At 67.6% G+C, this 15,652-nt stretch carries 16 protein-coding genes; 14 read left to right on the top strand and 2 right to left on the bottom strand.

Features of this window, described 5'->3' with window-relative positions; all coding sequences use genetic code 11:
* The 7 genes from ACLBYA_RS22305 (at position 1) to ACLBYA_RS22275 (ending at position 7,208) form a co-directional block, all read left to right on the top strand.
* Positions 1 to 1,596 carry a regulator gene (locus tag ACLBYA_RS22305; protein WP_447711628.1) on the top strand — a complete coding sequence of 532 codons (1,596 nt, stop codon included), beginning with the start codon at positions 1 to 3 and terminating at the stop codon, positions 1,594 to 1,596.
* Positions 1,597 to 1,765: 169 nt separating this feature from the next.
* Complete coding sequence (locus ACLBYA_RS22300; RefSeq protein WP_447711627.1) at positions 1,766 to 2,347, top strand: TetR/AcrR family transcriptional regulator; 582 nt, start codon at positions 1,766 to 1,768, stop codon at positions 2,345 to 2,347.
* A gap of 89 nt (positions 2,348 to 2,436) precedes the next feature.
* Complete coding sequence (locus ACLBYA_RS22295; RefSeq protein WP_447711713.1) at positions 2,437 to 3,390, top strand: hypothetical protein; 954 nt, start codon at positions 2,437 to 2,439, stop codon at positions 3,388 to 3,390.
* Positions 3,391 to 3,409: 19 nt separating this feature from the next.
* Positions 3,410 to 5,086: a tetratricopeptide repeat protein gene (locus ACLBYA_RS22290; RefSeq protein ID WP_447711626.1), complete on the top strand. Its 1,677-nt coding sequence runs from the start codon at positions 3,410 to 3,412 to the stop codon at positions 5,084 to 5,086.
* Between the two features lie 133 nt (positions 5,087 to 5,219).
* Positions 5,220 to 5,444, top strand: coding sequence for a hypothetical protein (locus ACLBYA_RS22285; RefSeq protein WP_447711625.1), 225 nt, complete (start codon positions 5,220 to 5,222; stop codon positions 5,442 to 5,444).
* 10 nt (positions 5,445 to 5,454) lie between these two features.
* The gene (locus ACLBYA_RS22280; protein ID WP_447711624.1) at positions 5,455 to 5,934 is read left to right on the top strand and encodes a nucleoside deaminase; all 480 of its coding nucleotides are present in this window, start codon (positions 5,455 to 5,457) and stop codon (positions 5,932 to 5,934) included.
* On the top strand, positions 5,931 to 7,208 hold the full coding sequence (locus tag ACLBYA_RS22275; protein WP_447711623.1) for an alpha-amylase family glycosyl hydrolase: 1,278 nt from the start codon (positions 5,931 to 5,933) through the stop codon (positions 7,206 to 7,208). The genes ACLBYA_RS22280 and ACLBYA_RS22275 overlap by 4 nt, the downstream gene beginning before the upstream one ends.
* Here the strand turns inward: ACLBYA_RS22275 and ACLBYA_RS22270 are convergent.
* Entirely contained in the window at positions 7,205 to 8,542 is a 1,338-nt protein-coding gene (locus ACLBYA_RS22270) for an NAD(P)/FAD-dependent oxidoreductase (protein ID WP_447711622.1), read from the bottom strand. The two genes, ACLBYA_RS22275 and ACLBYA_RS22270, sit on opposite strands and share 4 nt — an antisense overlap.
* 172 nt (positions 8,543 to 8,714) lie before the next feature.
* Here ACLBYA_RS22270 and ACLBYA_RS22265 point away from each other — a divergent pair, with 172 nt between their 5' ends.
* Positions 8,715 to 9,710 carry an esterase family protein gene (locus ACLBYA_RS22265; protein WP_447711621.1) on the top strand — a complete coding sequence of 332 codons (996 nt, stop codon included), beginning with the start codon at positions 8,715 to 8,717 and terminating at the stop codon, positions 9,708 to 9,710.
* Positions 9,711 to 9,784: 74 nt separating this feature from the next.
* Here ACLBYA_RS22265 and ACLBYA_RS22260 read toward each other — a convergent pair whose 3' ends face one another.
* Positions 9,785 to 10,168 (bottom strand): VOC family protein, encoded by a 384-nt coding sequence (locus ACLBYA_RS22260; protein WP_447711620.1) that lies wholly within the window; start codon positions 10,166 to 10,168, stop codon positions 9,785 to 9,787.
* A 31-nt stretch (positions 10,169 to 10,199) separates the two neighbouring features.
* On the opposite strand from ACLBYA_RS22260, the gene ACLBYA_RS22255 reads away from it, so the two are divergent.
* From ACLBYA_RS22255 to ACLBYA_RS22230, 6 genes are all read left to right on the top strand, one after another.
* A complete protein-coding gene (locus ACLBYA_RS22255) occupies positions 10,200 to 10,772 on the top strand; it encodes a hypothetical protein (RefSeq protein WP_447711619.1) in 573 nt (190 codons plus the stop codon).
* A 57-nt stretch (positions 10,773 to 10,829) separates the two neighbouring features.
* A complete protein-coding gene (locus ACLBYA_RS22250) occupies positions 10,830 to 11,276 on the top strand; it encodes a hypothetical protein (protein WP_447711618.1) in 447 nt (148 codons plus the stop codon).
* A 16-nt stretch (positions 11,277 to 11,292) separates the two neighbouring features.
* Positions 11,293 to 11,649 (top strand): hypothetical protein, encoded by a 357-nt coding sequence (locus tag ACLBYA_RS22245; protein ID WP_447711617.1) that lies wholly within the window; start codon positions 11,293 to 11,295, stop codon positions 11,647 to 11,649.
* Positions 11,650 to 11,743: 94 nt separating this feature from the next.
* A complete protein-coding gene (lon, locus tag ACLBYA_RS22240) occupies positions 11,744 to 14,074 on the top strand; it encodes an endopeptidase La (protein WP_447711616.1) in 2,331 nt (776 codons plus the stop codon).
* Between the two features lie 85 nt (positions 14,075 to 14,159).
* Positions 14,160 to 15,176 carry an LLM class flavin-dependent oxidoreductase gene (locus tag ACLBYA_RS22235; RefSeq protein WP_447711615.1) on the top strand — a complete coding sequence of 339 codons (1,017 nt, stop codon included), beginning with the start codon at positions 14,160 to 14,162 and terminating at the stop codon, positions 15,174 to 15,176.
* 3 nt (positions 15,177 to 15,179) lie between these two features.
* Positions 15,180 to 15,647, top strand: coding sequence for an OsmC family protein (locus ACLBYA_RS22230; protein ID WP_447711614.1), 468 nt, complete (start codon positions 15,180 to 15,182; stop codon positions 15,645 to 15,647).
* The last annotated feature ends 5 nt before the right edge of the window (positions 15,648 to 15,652 follow it).

The following is a 15,652-nucleotide window of genomic DNA, read 5'->3' as shown; positions in this document are numbered from 1 at the left end:
ATGAGCACTGAGATAACCGACCCGCCTGTAGATCCGCCCGCCCCCAAGACCGCACCCACGGTGTCGTGGTGGACCAAGGGTGACACCAACGCCTTCTTCGGACTGGGCTTCAACATCCTCGTCAACGTCCTGACCCTGACCGGTCTCATGATCGGCGTCATCGCGGTGCCCGCCGGCGACGTACTGGGCACCGTGCTGCCCGCGCTCGGCGTCGCGCTCATCCTGGGCAACCTGTACTACACCTTCCTGGCGCGGCGACTGGCCAAGCGGGAGAACCGAACCGACGTAACCGCGCTGCCCTACGGGCCGTCGGTACCGCACATGTTCATCGTGGTGTTCGTCGTCATGCTGCCGGTGTACCTGGCCACCGACGATCCGATCCAGGCCTGGCAGGCCGGCCTGGCGTGGGCGTTCCTGATCGGCATCATCGTGATGATCGGGGCGTTCGTCGGGCCCTACATCCGGATGCTGACCCCGCGCGCCGCCATGCTCGGGACGCTGGCCGGTATCTCGATCACCTTCATCTCGATGCGGCCCGCCGCGCAGATGTGGGAGGCGGCCTGGATCGGCCTGCCGGTGTTGGCCATCATCCTGATCGGGTTCTTCACGAATGTGAAACTGCCGGGCGGTATTCCGATCGGCCTGGTGGCGCTGCTGGTCGGTACCGCGATCGGCTGGGCCGGCGGTTACATGTCGGCACCGGATGTCGGGCAGGCCTTCAGCGACATCGCGATCGGCATCCCCGATCTGCGCCTGGACATGTTGTTCAGCGGACTCGCCGATCTGGCACCGCTGCTCGGCACCGCCATCCCGCTCGGTGTGTACAACTTCACCGAGGCGATGAGCAATGTCGAGAGTGCGGCGGCCGCCGGGGACAACTACAACCTGCGCAGTGTGCTGCTGGCCGACGGTGCCGGGGCGGTCGTCGGCTCAGCCTTCGGTTCGCCGTTCCCGCCCGCGGTGTACATCGGCCACCCGGGCTGGAAGGACGCCGGCGGCCGGGCGAGCTACTCGCTGGCCAGCGGTGCGGTGATCGGGATCTTCTGCTTCATCGGGCTTTTCGGCGTGCTGGCGGCCCTGCTGCCGGTGCCCGCGATCGTGCCGATCCTGCTCTATATCGGTCTGCTGATCGGCGCGCAGGCGTTCCAGGCGGTGCCACGTCTGCACGCCATCGCCGTCGTCGCCGCGCTGCTGCCGAACCTGGCGGAATGGGGCAAGACGCAGATCGACAATGCGCTCAACGCCGCAGGCACCACCGCCGCCGAGGTGGGCATGGAGGCGCTCAACGGATCCGGGGTGGTCTATGAGGGGCTGAAGACCCTCGGCGAGGGCGCGGTGCTGTCCGGCATGCTGCTGGGCACCATGGTGGTCTTCATCCTGGAGAAGAAGTTCCTGTACTCCGCGATCGCGGCGGCCGTCGCGGCGGCGCTGTCCTTCATCGGGTTGATCCATGCGCCGGAGGTCACCTGGGCGGCCAGTCCCGCGGTGGCACTGGGCTATCTGTTCTTCGGCCTGGTGTGCGTGTGTTTCTCCTTCCTGCCGGGTGCCAAGGATCCAGTGGTGGTCGACGAGAGCGACATCGTCGCCGGCCACTGACCTTGCCTGGCGAAACTCGCGTACCCGGGGCTCCGACGGCCGCCGCGCGAACCCCGGGTGCGCGAGTTTCGCCCAGCTTGCGGCGGCGGTCACACAACCGTCGAGCAGGTGGTATAGATAACCTAAGTTTTCGTGGTCAACTGTCTATGAAACCCTCTACGCTGAGGCCATGGCAGCACGCACCCACAGCGTCGACCCGCGAGCCGAGCGGGTCCGCACCCTCCTGCACGAGGCCGCCTTTGCGCTGGCCCACGAACACCCCGTCGACGAACTGACCGTCGCGACCATCGTCGGCCGCGCCGGAGTCAGCAGGCAGGTGTTCTACCAACACTTCCGCGACCGCGATGACGCGGTGGCCGCGTCGTTCGCGGTCGCGTTCGGCCGGGCGACCGCCGATATCGGTGACGATCCGCGGGTCCGCATCACGGCGCTGTTCGAATTCGCCGGCGAGCACCGCGACATGTACCGCAATGTCGTGCCCAGTGCCGTGACGCAGCGGGTCGTCGACGCCTTCCGCATCGCACTCGCCCCGGCCTGCGCCGAGATCGCCGCCCACGGCATGGCCGTCCTCCCCCCGATCTCCGGGCTGACCGTCGAGGGTGTCACCCGCTTCCTGGTCGGCGGTTTCATGGAGGTGCTGCGCTCCTGGATGGAGGCACCGGATGCCCAAGGCGCGCGCGATCTGCGCGACCGGGTGGCCGCGGCCTTCGACACCGTCGATGCCCTGCTGACCCTGCCGGGACGGATCTGATGGCCAAGCTTCGTGATATCCCCACCCCGCCGGATATCCCCACCCCGCCGGCGGTCACCCGCACCCAGGTCCGCAATGTGCTGTTGGCCATGGGTGTGTTCACCGCCCTGGTGCTGGCGATGATCGCCAGCTACGCAGGCGCGTTCGCCAAACCGACGCTGCGGCACCTCGACGTCGCCGTCGCCGCGCCGCAACAACTCGTCGACGGGCTGCAGTCGCGGCCCGAACTGACGATCACCGCGGTCGGCGATGACGCCGCCGCCCGCACCCAGGTGCTGGAGCGCCGGGCCGACGCCGCCTTCGTCGTCGGCCCCGACCGGACGCTGGACATCTATGTCGCCGGTGGCGGCGGACGCAGTGTGGCGACCGTCGCCGAAACCGTCGGCCGGGCGACCGCCACAGACGCCGGACTGCATCCCGCGGTCACCGATATCGCACCGACCTCGGCCGGCGACCCGTCCGGAACCGTCGAGTTCTACGCCGTCATCTTCGTCTCCATCGGCGCGTCGGTCGGCGCGGCCGCGTTCGGCCGACTGGTCGGCGCCGTCCAGCGGCCTGCGACCCTGGCGCTGCGCACCGCGACGCTGGCCGGGTACTCGGCACTGCTGGCCGGTGTGGTCACCGTGTATGTGGACAGCGGCCTCGGTGCGCTCACCGGCCACCCCTGGCAGGTGTTCGGCGCGCTGTGGCTGTATGCGATGGCCGTCGGCGGCGCGGTGACCGGAGTCGCCGCCGCGTTCGGCACGGTGGCCGCCATGGCGGTGACCGCGTTCCTGGTCGTGGTGGGCAACGCCGCAGCGGCCGGCCCGGTGGGGCGCCCACTGCTCACCGGGTTCTACACGTTGTTCAATCAGATCGTCCCGCAGGGTTCGGGGGTGTCGCTGCTGCGCAGCATCGAGTACTTCGGCGGCCACGGTGCGGCGACACCACTTGCCACACTGCTGATCTGGGCCGCCGCCGGAGCGGTCTTGGCGACCGCGGCCACCGTCGTGCGGATTCCGGCGGTCGGTCAGTTGTGGCAACGCCGCGGTGTGTCCGCCTGAGGCGCACTATCGTTTCGTTATGACCGAGCCCTACTACGATCTGGGGTCCTATCACCGACCGGTCGACACCGCGGCGCCGCAGGCTCAGCTGTGGTTCGACCGGGGGCTGGTGTGGGCCTACGCCTTCAATCACGAAGAGGCCGTGCACTGTTTCGAGCGCGCGCTGGAACACGATCCTGATCTGGCGATCGCCCGGTGGGGTATCGCCTACGCCGTCGGACCGAACTACAACAAGGCCTGGGAGGCCTTCGATCCCGTCGAGCTCGCCGAGGCGCTGGCCCGGGCGCGCGCCGAGCTGAAACTGGCCGCCACCGGCCGGGCCTCGGCCCCCGAGCGCGCGCTGATCGACGCACTGGCCGTCCGGTTCCCCACCGACGATCCGTCGGACTCCGCAGCGCTGCTGCGCGGCCACGCCGACTACGCGGACGCCATGGCGGCGGTGGTCCAGGCATATCCCGACGATCTGGATGTGCAGGCGCTGACCGCCGACGCGCTGCTCAATGTCACCGCTTGGGCGTTGTGGGACAGCGTGACCGGGGACCCGGCGCTCGACTCGCGGGTGGTCGAGGCCGTCGCGATCATGGACGCCGCACTGGCAGCACCGGACGGCCCTACCCACCCCGGTATCCTGCACCTCTACATCCACGCGATGGAGATGTCACCGCACCCGGAGGCGGCGCTGCCGGCCGCCGATCGGCTGCGCGGGCTGGTGCCCGATGCCGGCCACCTGCAGCACATGCCGAGCCATATCGATGTGCTCTGCGGTGACTACCGTGCGTCGGTGGTGGCCAACCAGGCCGCCGTGCACGCCGACCGCAAGTTCGTCGCGCATCAGGGACCGCTGAACTTCTATTCGCTCTACCGCGCGCACGATCTGCACTTCGTGGTCTATTCGGCGATGTTCGAAGGCCAGTTCCGGACCGCCACCGACGCGGCCCGCGAGCTGGCCGATCAGCTGACCCCCGAGCTGCTGGCCATCGAGTCCCCGCCGATGGCGGACTGGTTGGAGGCCTTTGTACCGCTGAACGTCCACGTGCTGGTGCGGTTCGGTCGGTGGACCGAGCTGGTGGCGCTACCGCTGCCCGAGGACACCGACCTGTACTGCACCACCACCGCCACGGTGCATTACGGCCGCGGCATCGCCTATGCGGCCACCGGCCAGCTACCTGCGGCCCACGCCGAGCGGGACGCGCTGGCGAGCGCTTACGCGCGTATCCCGGACACCCGCTACCTGTTCAACAACACCAGCCTGGACATCCTCGCCATCGCGATCGCCATGCTCGACGGTGAAATCGCCTACCGAGAACAACGATTCGACGAAGCCTTCGCGCACCTGCGGCAGGCGATCGCACTCGACGACGCGCTGCCCTATGACGAGCCATGGGGCTGGATGCAGCCCACTCGGCACGCCTACGGCGCACTGCTGCTGGAACAGGGTCGCATCGAGGAGGCCGCCGCCGTCTACGCTGCCGACCTGGGGCTGGACAGCACATTGCGCCGGTCGTGTCAGCATCCCGGCAATGTCTGGAGCCTGCACGGTTACCACGAGTGCCTGCAACGACTGAGCCGCCACGGAGAAGCTGCAATCATCGCCCAGCAACTGGAACTGGCACGCGCCCGCGCCGATGTGCCGGTGCTGGCGTCCTGCGCGTGCCGCCTGGAGGTCACGCCACGGGCTGGACAGTGTTGCGAATAGGTGAATTTACTTGGCAGTCAACGTGTCATGCCTCGAATCTGCCGCCGACCACCTATTCTGTAGGCCAGGAGAAATTGCAGGGGGGCCTGCGCTATACGGGTGGCGCACAGTCTCCCTCTCGGAGAGGACAACGATGTCCAACGAACGGCACATGTCGACCCGACGCCCCACGGACGAACCACTGTTCGCCCTCGTCGGAATGATCCGTCACGCGGTGGCCGACCCGGTGCGCTCGGCCGGCGGCAGCAAAGCCGATGTCGAAGCGATCGCGGTCGCGGCGGCCTATGCGGCCTGGTGCTGGGGCTCGGCACCGTCGGCGGTCGACGAGTCTGCGGGCCTGACACAGCTGCCCGCGTAAACTCCCCCGTGTGGCGATCAGCGATGAAGACCTCCGGTATCTGCGTCGCTGTGTAGAGCTGGCCCGCACCGCGCTGGACCTCGGCGATGAGCCGTTCGGATCCATCCTGGTCGACGAGACCGGCCAGACCGTGTTCGAAGACCACAACCACGTCGCCGGTGGTGACGCGACCCAGCATCCGGAGTTCGCGATCGCCCGCTGGGCCGTCGAGCACCTGACGCCGGCGCAGCGCGCCACGGCCACGGTGTACACGTCCGGAGAGCACTGCCCCATGTGTTCGGCCGCGCACGCGTGGGTGGGGCTCGGGCGGATCGTGTACGCCACGTCCTCGGCACAGCTCGGCCGGTGGTGCGCCGAGTGGGGCACCCCGACGGCACCCGTCGCCGCGCTGCCCATCGGCACGGTCGCCCCCGCGATTCCCGTCGACGGACCGGCCCCCGAACTCGAGGACGAGATGCGCGAGCTCTACGAGCGGACCTTCCGACCGTGACCGACCCCGACTGGGTTAGCCACGCCATCTGGTGGCAGATCTATCCGCTCGGATTCGTCGGGGCGTTCCCGGCCGAGGTACCGCCGGCCGCCGAGGAGCATCGGCTGCTGCGCATCGTGGACTGGCTGGACCATGCGGTCGAGTTGGGCGCCTCGGGCCTGGCGCTGGGTCCGGTGTTCGCCTCGCGCACACACGGGTACGACACCACCGATCACTTTCAGATCGATCCCCGGTTGGGCACCGACGCCGATTTCGACCGGCTTATCGAGGAGTGCCGGGCGCGGGGGCTGCGGGTGCTGCTCGACGGTGTGTTCAACCACGTCGGTACCGACTTCGCCCGCTACCGGGCGGCCGTCGAGGGCGGATCTACGGAATGGTTTCGCCATGGCCGCAACGGTTTTGGCACCTTCGAGGGCCACGGCGAGCTGATCGCGCTGAACCACCGCAACCCCGAGGTCATCGCCTACACCGTGGAGGTGATGGAGCACTGGCTGCGCCGCGGCGCCGACGGTTGGCGATTGGACGCCGCCTACGCCGTCAACCCGGCCTTCTGGCGCGAGGTGCTGCCGCAGGTGCGCGCCAGCCACCCCGACGCGTGGTTCGTCGGCGAGGTCATCCACGGCGACTACCCTGCCCAGGTGAGCGCCGCGGGATTCGACTCGGTCACCCAGTACGAGCTGTGGAAGGCCGTCTGGAGCGGGTTGAACGACAAGAACTTTCACGAACTGGACTGGGCTCTGCAGCGGCATGACGACTTCCTGCAGACCTTCGTCCCGCTCACGTTCATCGGTAATCACGATGTCACCCGGATCGCCAGCAAGCTCGACGATGTGCGGCACCTCGAACATGCGCTGGTCCTGCTGCTGACCACCGGTGGGACGCCGAGCGTCTACGCCGGTGACGAATGGGCCTGGCGCGGCATCAAGGAGGACCGGGCCGGCGGCGATGACGCGGTGCGCCCCGAGTTCAGTCGGCGCCCGGCGGCCGACGACACGCTGGCGCTGCATCAGTTTCTGATCGGGCTGCGCCGACGCAACCCGTGGCTGCACACCGCCCGCGCCGAGTCCGTGCTGCTGACCAACACCGGGTACGCATACCGGGTGTCGGCGGATGATCAGGCGCTGCTGGTGGCGCTCAACGTCGACGGCGATCCGCTGACGGTGCCGCTGCCCGGGCCCGGACGGGTGATCGCCGGTTCGGGTGCGCCACCGGCCGAACAGGTCAGCGAACTCGTGGTGCCGCCGCACGGGTGGGTGATCGTCGAACCGTCCTAAGCGGGGCCCTCTGGTCTGTCGATCTCCGACCAGGTGTAGCGGCGTTCGTCGCCGCTGCTGCCACCCAACATGAAGGCCCGGTGCGAGCGGCCCGCGCGGGCGATGGCCGCCATCCAGGTGGCCACGGTGCTGACCCGGTTGCGCAGGCCGGTGAGGAACGCGATGTGGATGAATCCCCACGCCACCCAACCCGGGAATCCGGACAGCCGGACCGGGCCGACCTGCAGGACCGCGTTGCCGCGGCTGATGTAGGCCGCCGACCCGAGATCGCGGTAGCGGAAGTCCTTGCGCGGCTTACCGTCGAGGTCACGGCGGATGCACGCGGCCACATGCAGGCCGCCCTGCATGGCGTTCTCCGCCACCCCGGGCAGCCCGTCGCGGCCGGCGAGGTCGCCGATGACGAACACCTCGGGGTGCCCCGGTACCGACAGGTCGGGACCGACCGCGACGCGCCCAGCCCGATCGGCGGACGCATCGAGCGCCCGCGCGGCGTGCCGGGCGAACGGTACGGCCTCGACACCGGCGGTCCACAACACCGTCCGCGCCGTGTAGGACTGCGCCTCCCCACCGCTCTTCGGGGTGACGGTGACCCCGTCGCGACCGACATCGGTGACATGCACACCCATGTGCAGTTCGACGCCCAGATCGGTGAGGATGCCGGCGGCCTTGTCGGCCAGTTTGGGGGCGAAGCTCTTGAGCACCTGGTCGCCGCCGTCGAAGAGCAGTACCCGGGCATCCTCGGGGTCGATGCTGTGGAATTCGTGCGCCAGGGTGCGGGTCGCCAGTTCCCGGATCTGCCCGGCGATCTCGACACCGGTCGGGCCGCCGCCGGCGACGACGAAGGTCAGCCAGGCGTCGCGTTCCGGGCCGACCGGCAGGGTCTCGGCGATCTCGAACGCGGTGAACAAGCGTTGCCGGATGCACAGCGCGTCGTCGAGGGTCTTCATACCCGGCGCCCACTGCGCGAACTCGTCGTTGCCGAAGTAGGACTGCCGCATGCCGGCCGCGAGCACCAGCACGTCGTAGTCGATGGTGAAGGTGGTGTCATCGGGGCGCATGGCCGTCACGGTGCGGGTTCCGGCGTTAAGGTGCACCGCCTCGCCGAGCAGGGTGGTGACATTGTGGTGTCGCGAAAGTTCTTCGCGCAGTGAGCGACTGATATGGCCGATACTCAGGGTCCCCGTTGCGCACTGGTAGAGCAGCGGCTGGAACAGATGCCCGGCGGCCCGGTCCAGCAGCGTGACGTCGATGTCGGGGTGGCCGAGCCGGCGCGCACAGAACAGCCCGCCGAATCCCCCGCCGATGATGAGCACGCGTGTGCGACCGTCACCCATACGGGCGACACTAGCGCGCCGCCACGGTCTCGACGCCGAGTCGCAATCGTTGCCCAACCGCGATCCACCACGCCGCGCTGGTACGTGTGTGACTGGTGGGGCGCATGTTGAACTACCCATCGAAGAAAGCAACGGCGATTGCTTGGACACGAAAGGTGGGTTGGTTGCCGTTATGAAGACCATCAGGAAAATCCGTGGCGGTTGGCTCCGCAGACTGGCGGTAGTCGCCGCGTCGATGCTGGCGCTGCCCGGTCTGATCGGTTTCGCCGGGGGTTCGGCGACTGCCGGCGCGTTCTCACGGCCCGGGCTGCCCGTCGAGTACCTCGACGTGTTCTCCCAGTCGATGAACCGCAACATCCGGGTGCAGTTCCAGGGCGGCGGGCCGAACGCGGTCTACTTGCTCGACGGTCTGCGCGCCCAGGACGACTACAACGGCTGGGATATCAACACCCCGGCCTTCGAGTGGTACTACCAGTCCGGCCTGTCGACCATCATGCCGGTCGGTGGCCAGTCCAGCTTCTACGCCGACTGGTATGCACCGTCCAAGGGCAACGGGCAGAACTACACCTACAAGTGGGAGACGTTCCTGACCCAGGAACTGCCCGCCTACCTGGAGGCCACCAAGGGTGTGTCGCGCACGGGTAACGCCGTGGTCGGTCTGTCGATGGCCGGTAGCGCCTCGCTGAACTACGCGATCCACCATCCGCAGCAGTTCATCTACGCCGCTTCGCTTTCCGGCTTCCTCAACCCGTCCGAGGGTTGGTGGCCGATGCTGATCGGTCTGGCGATGAACGATGCCGGCGGCTTCAACGCCGAGAGCATGTGGGGCCCGTCCTCGGACCCGGCGTGGAAGCGCAATGACCCGATGGTCAACATCCAGCAGCTGGTGGCCAACAACACTCGCGTGTGGATCTACTGCGGCACCGGCACCCCGTCGGACCTGGACGTGCAGGGCAACGTCGGCAACCTGATGGCCGCCCAGTTCCTGGAGGGCTTCACCCTGCGGACCAACGTCAGCTTCCGCGACAAGTACATCGCGGCCGGTGGCACCAACGGCGTCTTCAACTTCCCGGCCCAGGGCACCCACAGCTGGGGTTACTGGGGCCAGCAGTTGCAGATGATGAAGCCGGACATCCAGCGCGTGCTGGGAGCTCAGGCAGTCGCCTAGCTCTGAGCCCCAAAACCCAGGGAGCCTGCCGTATCCCCCGAACGGCAGGCTCCCTGCTTTTATTCGTGAAGGCGTCAACCCGCCTGTGCGTCGTATTGCATGGCACCGACGGCATTGCCGGCAGGATCGGAGAAGAAGATGAGATGTCCGACCCCGGCGATGGTGAATCGCTCCATCAGTAGCGTTCCGCCGGCCCGCAGGACGGCGGCCGCAGTCGCATCAACATCCTCGACGGCGAACGTGCACTCCAGCCCGATGGTCGGCTTACCGGGCACCAGTTCCCGTCGGGACTGCAGCGCACCCTGGACACCCGGTGATTCGGGTGTCCCGGTCGCGATCTTGAAGAATCCCGGTGGGCCCCAGGCGCTGAACGTCCAACCCATGACGCTCTCGTAGAACTGCCTGGCTTCGTCGATGTCGTCGGCGTTGATGGCGAAATGCGTCAGATGTGCGTTCATGTGGTGAATGGTCGCACCGCCCCGAAGTGTCGTGAAGATCTACACCGCGGCGGGCAGCGTGTCGGTGCAGGCCGGGCGCGTGCAATCGACGGTGCCACCGCAGCGCGCGTTGTGGGTTCCCGACGGCACCACCGCCGTCATGACCAATCGCTACCGCGCGGCGGTGCGGATGCTGTACTTCGACACCGATCTCAACGCGTCGCCTGCAGGTGTCGAAGTCATTGCGGTTCAGGGCTTTCCACGCGAGCTACTGCTGCACGTCGTGCAGATCTGCCCGTTGTACGACGAGGCCGATACCGACCACGCGAGGCTGACGGTCCTGCTGGACCAACTACGCACCTTGCCCGGCGCAGGACTGCAGCTTCCCGTACCGAATGACGAAGAGATGCGTTGTGCGGCAGAGCTGCTGCGCGCCGAGCCTGCGCTCCCGCTCGCCGATGCGGCGGTGCGACTGACGATGAGCCGGCGCACCTTGGAGCGACGCTTCCTGCAGCAGACCGGCATGAACATCGGGCTGTGGCGCCGTCGTGCGCGAATCCACGATTCGCTGCAGCATCTCGCCGAGGCCATGAGCATCGAGCAGGTCAGCGCCTTGGAACGATGAGGCCGCCGCGCGGCGATTCGCGACGAATAATCGTTGTCGCGGCAATAAAGTGCTGCCATGCCCGACGACGGGGACACACCCGCGCTCAGACCCCACGACCCGCAGCGTGTCGATCCGGGCGCGCTGGCCCTGGCCACCGTCGCCGGCGCCGTGGCGTTCATCTTCGGTGACGGCGACTGGGACATCCTCGCCATTGTCATCGGCACCATGCTGCTGTTGATCCTCCTGGCCCATCACCACCCGGCGCCGACGGTGCGCACCCCTCGCGCGCTGTTGCTGCGGGGCGCGTTCGGCGCCACAACGGGTCTGGCGCTGTGCATTGCGATCGCCCCGGCCATTCAGTACGGCATCATCCGCCCGTACTTCCACATCGAGTACGACGACGGCTGGACGCCGGACGCCTGGCACACCACGGTGGTGATCGGCGCGCTATGGCCGATAATCGCCTTGTTGTTGGCGGTGTTCGAACCGCGTATCGCGCGGTGGCTGGACCGGGTTCGTTAGCCAAAAGCCCCTCGACATGGAGGTCGCATCACGCCAACGCAGCCAACCCGCACCGGATTGGGCGGTGTTTGAGGACCTGTGCGATCCGCATCGCCAGCCGGCCCGCCCCTGGCTGGAACTGCACGACGACGAGATAGAACCGACCGTTCTGGAGTGTGTGCGACCCACGGTGGTGGTGTGGTCATCGTTGTGGACAGCGCGACCGGACGCACGGTTGCGCTTCGATCTGGCCGCGCGCGATGACCGCGGCACCGACCTGCGCTGGACTCTCTTTCTCGACGCGCCCGTCCCCGAGGATGACGCGGTGCGCATGATGCGGCACCGCATCGGGGAGTTGATCAACGCGAATCTGCGATATACCTACGGGCAGTGACCGCGTGCGTTCGCCCACAGCGCAGCGCCGGCACCCGGGGAACAAACTCATCCACGCTGAAGTTGAGTGCATCAGATTCAACTTTGGAGGATTGATGTCTCAAGCCATCGCAGTCCCGGTGCTGTTCGTCAGTGAGCCCATCGTGTTGCCCGGCATGGTGGTGCCCATCGAGCTCGACGACGCCGCCCGCGCGGCCGTCGACGCAGCTCAGGCCAGTGAGAACGGGAAGCTGCTTATTGCCCCGCGCCTCGATGACCGCTACCCCACCTATGGTGTGCTGGCCTCGATCGTGCAGGTCGGCCGAGTTCCCGGTGGCGGCGCGGCCGCCGTGGTCAAGGGTGAGAACCGCGCACACATCGGGTCCGGCACCACCGGACCGGGCGCGGCCCTGTGGGTGCAGGTCGAGGAGGTCGCCGAACAGGCGTCCACCGACGAGACCAAAGCCCTTTCCGCCGAATACAAGAAGCTGCTGCTGGCGATGTTGCAGCGCCGCGAGGCCTGGCAGATCGTCGACGTCGTCAACAAGATCAGCGACCCGTCCGCACTGGCCGACACCGCCGGCTATGCGTCCTATCTGACTGATATCCAGCGGCGTGAGCTGCTGGAGACCCAGGACGTGAACGCCCGACTGCGCGTCCTGATCGATTGGACCGGCGAGCACCTGGCCGAAACCGAGGTCAACGACAAGATCGCCGAGGACGTCCGGGCCGGGATGGACAAGCAGCAGAAGGAATTCCTGCTGCGCCAGCAACTGGCAGCCATCCGCAAGGAACTCGGTGAGTTGGGACCTGACGGCCAAGAAGGTGAAGCTGACTATCGCGCCCGCGTCGAGGCAGCCGATCTGCCCGAGCAGGTGCGCGAGGCCGCGCTGCGCGAGGTCGGCAAGCTGGAACGCTCCAGTGACCAGAGCCCCGAGGGCGGCTGGATCCGCACCTGGCTGGACACCGTGCTGGACCTGCCGTGGAATGTCACGACCGAGGACTCTGCCGACCTCACGTCGGCGCGGGAGGTCCTGGACGCCGATCACCACGGGCTGGACGATGTGAAAGATCGCATCGTCGAGTACCTGGCCGTGCGGGCACGACGCGCCCAGCGTGGGATGGCCGTCGTCGGCGGTCGCGGTTCCGGTGCCGTCATGGTGCTGGCAGGCCCTCCCGGTGTCGGTAAGACGTCGCTGGGCGAGTCCGTGGCACGGGCGTTGGGCCGTAAGTTCGTGCGCGTCGCGCTGGGCGGCGTGCGTGACGAGGCCGAGATCCGTGGTCACCGGCGCACCTATGTCGGCGCGCTGCCGGGCCGCATCGTGCGGGCCATCGGCGAGGCGGGTTCGATGAATCCGGTCGTGCTGCTGGACGAGATCGACAAGGTCGGCTCCGACTACCGGGGCGACCCGTCGGCCGCGCTGCTGGAGGTGCTCGACCCGGCGCAGAACCACACGTTCCGGGATCACTACCTGGAGCTGGATCTGGACCTGTCCGATGTGGTGTTTCTGGCGACCGCCAACGTCATCGAGAACATCCCGTCGGCCCTGCTGGACCGCATGGAGCTGATCCAGATCGACGGTTACACCGAGGATGACAAGGTGGCCATCGCCCGGGATTACCTGCTGCCACGGCAGGCCGAGCGGGCAGCGCTGACCGCCGAGGAGTTCACCGTCACCGACGCCGCGCTGCGCAAGATCGCAGCCGACTACACCCGTGAACCGGGTGTGCGGCAGTTCGAGCGACTGCTGGCCAAGGCGTTACGCAAGGTGACCACGAAACTCTCGTCGGATCCACAGGCGTTGACCATCGACGAACCGGATCTGGTTGAGTACCTGGGCCGTCCGCGGTTCACGCCGGATTCCGACGAGCGCACAGCGGTGCCCGGTGTGGCGACTGGTCTGGCGGTCACGGGGCTGGGCGGCGATGTGCTCTACATCGAGGCCGGCTCGACCGATGGTGACCCCGGGCTGAAGCTGACCGGCCAGCTGGGTGACGTGATGAAGGAGTCGGCGCAGATCGCGCTGTCCTACGTGCGGTCGCACGCCGAGCAGTTGGGCGTTGATCCGAAGGCGCTGGACCGGCAGATCCACGTGCACGTGCCCGCGGGCGCGGTGCCCAAGGACGGTCCGTCGGCCGGTGTCACCATGGTGACCGCCCTGGTGTCGATGGCCACCGGACGTCAGGTTCGCAGCGATGTGGGCATGACCGGTGAGGTGACGCTGAACGGACGGGTGCTGCCCATCGGCGGGGCGAAGCAGAAGCTGCTTGCCGCACAACGGGCGGGGCTGAAGACGGTGTTCATCCCGGCCCGCAACGAGCCGGATCTGGACGAGGTTCCGGCCGAGGTGTTGGCGGCGCTGGAGGTGCGGCCGATGACCGATGTTGCCGAGATCGTCGCGCTGGCACTGGAGCCGGCCGCCGAGTCGGTCACTGCGGCTGCCTAATTTCCCGCGAGCAGACGCAAACTCGCGCATTTCCCCAGGAAATGATGCAAGTTTGCGTCTGCTCGCCATAGAAAGGTGACCACACATGCCAGGTCGCGGTGAACCACTGCAGAAGCTCGGCTTCCTGACCATCGGCCGCTTCGACGCCGCCGATCCCCGGCCGGGTATCGAGGAGACACTCGACACCATCGTCGCGGCCGAACGGCTCGGCTTCGACAGTGTGTGGCTGCGCTGCCGGCATCTGCAGCCGGGGATCTCGTCGCCGGTGGCGATCATGGCCGCCGCCAGCCAGCGCACGTCGCGCATCGAACTCGGCACCGCGGTGATCCCGCTGGGGTTGGAGAACCCGCTGCGGTTGGCCGAGGATCTGGCGACGGTCGACCTGCTGTCCGGTGGTCGCATCAATCCCGGTGTGTCGGTGGGCACCCCGATGCTCTACGACCATTACAAGGCGGCGCTCTACCCGGACACCCATGACGCCGAGGACTTCTCCAAGGAACGGGTGTTACGGCTGCTGCGGGCGCTGCGCGGCGAACCGGTCAGCGATTTCGAGGGCACCGTCGGTATCGAACAGTTCACCAATTACGTGCAACCGCACGCGCCCGGGTTGGCCGACCGGCTCTGGTACGGCGGCGGCCGGGAGTCGGCGATCTGGACCGGGCAGCAGGGCCTGAACTATCTGACCAGTTCGGTCGTCTCCGTCGAGGGGACCGAGTCCCGGGATTTCGCCACCATCCAGGCCGAGCACATCGACGCCTACCGGGCCGCGCATCGCGGAACTCCCAGGGTCTCACAGGGTTTGGTCGTCATACCCACCGACAGCGCCACCGATGGCCAGATTCGCCGCTACCGCGAGTACGCGGCCGCCCGGTTCGAGCGCACCACGTCGCCGCAGGGTCCGCGCGGCATGATGTTCTCCCCTGACTATGTCGGGCCTTCCGACGAACTCGCCGATCAGCTGTTCGCGCACGCCGGATTCCAGCGCGCCGACGAGGTCACCTTTGCGCTGCCGTTCACCTTCGAGCCCGCGGACTACACCCAGATCATCGCCGATCTGGCCGACCACCTCGGACCGGCCCTGGGGTGGACGCCTACCGTGTGAGGAATGGCAGGCAAGACCCATCACTACGAGCTGGACATCACCTGGACCGGTGACACCGGCACCGGAACCAGTGGGTATCGCGATTACGAGCGCGCCCACGATGTCAGCGCGCCGGGCAAGCCGACGATCGCCGGCAGTGCCGATCCGTCGTTCCGCGGCGACCCGAGCCGCTGGAACCCGGAGGAACTGCTGGTGGCCAGTCTGTCGCAATGCCACATGCTGTGGGTCCTGGCGCTGTGCGCACAGAACGGCATCGTCGTGACCGGTTATACCGATCACCCGTCGGGCACCATGGCTCAGACCGAGAACGGCGGCGGCTACTTCACCGAGGTCACATTGCGTCCGGCGCTGCAGCTCGCCGATCCGGCACAGGCCGATGCGCTGGCCGATATCCACGACCGCGCCCATCACCTGTGTTTCATCGCCAACTCGGTGAATTTCGACGTCCGCTGTGAGCCCGTCGCGACCTAGACTCG

The sequence above is a fragment of the Mycobacterium sp. C31M genome (assembly GCF_053345865.1).
The sequence above is the reverse complement of the archived record's forward strand: the minus strand, read 5'-3'. Positions and strand labels throughout refer to the sequence as shown.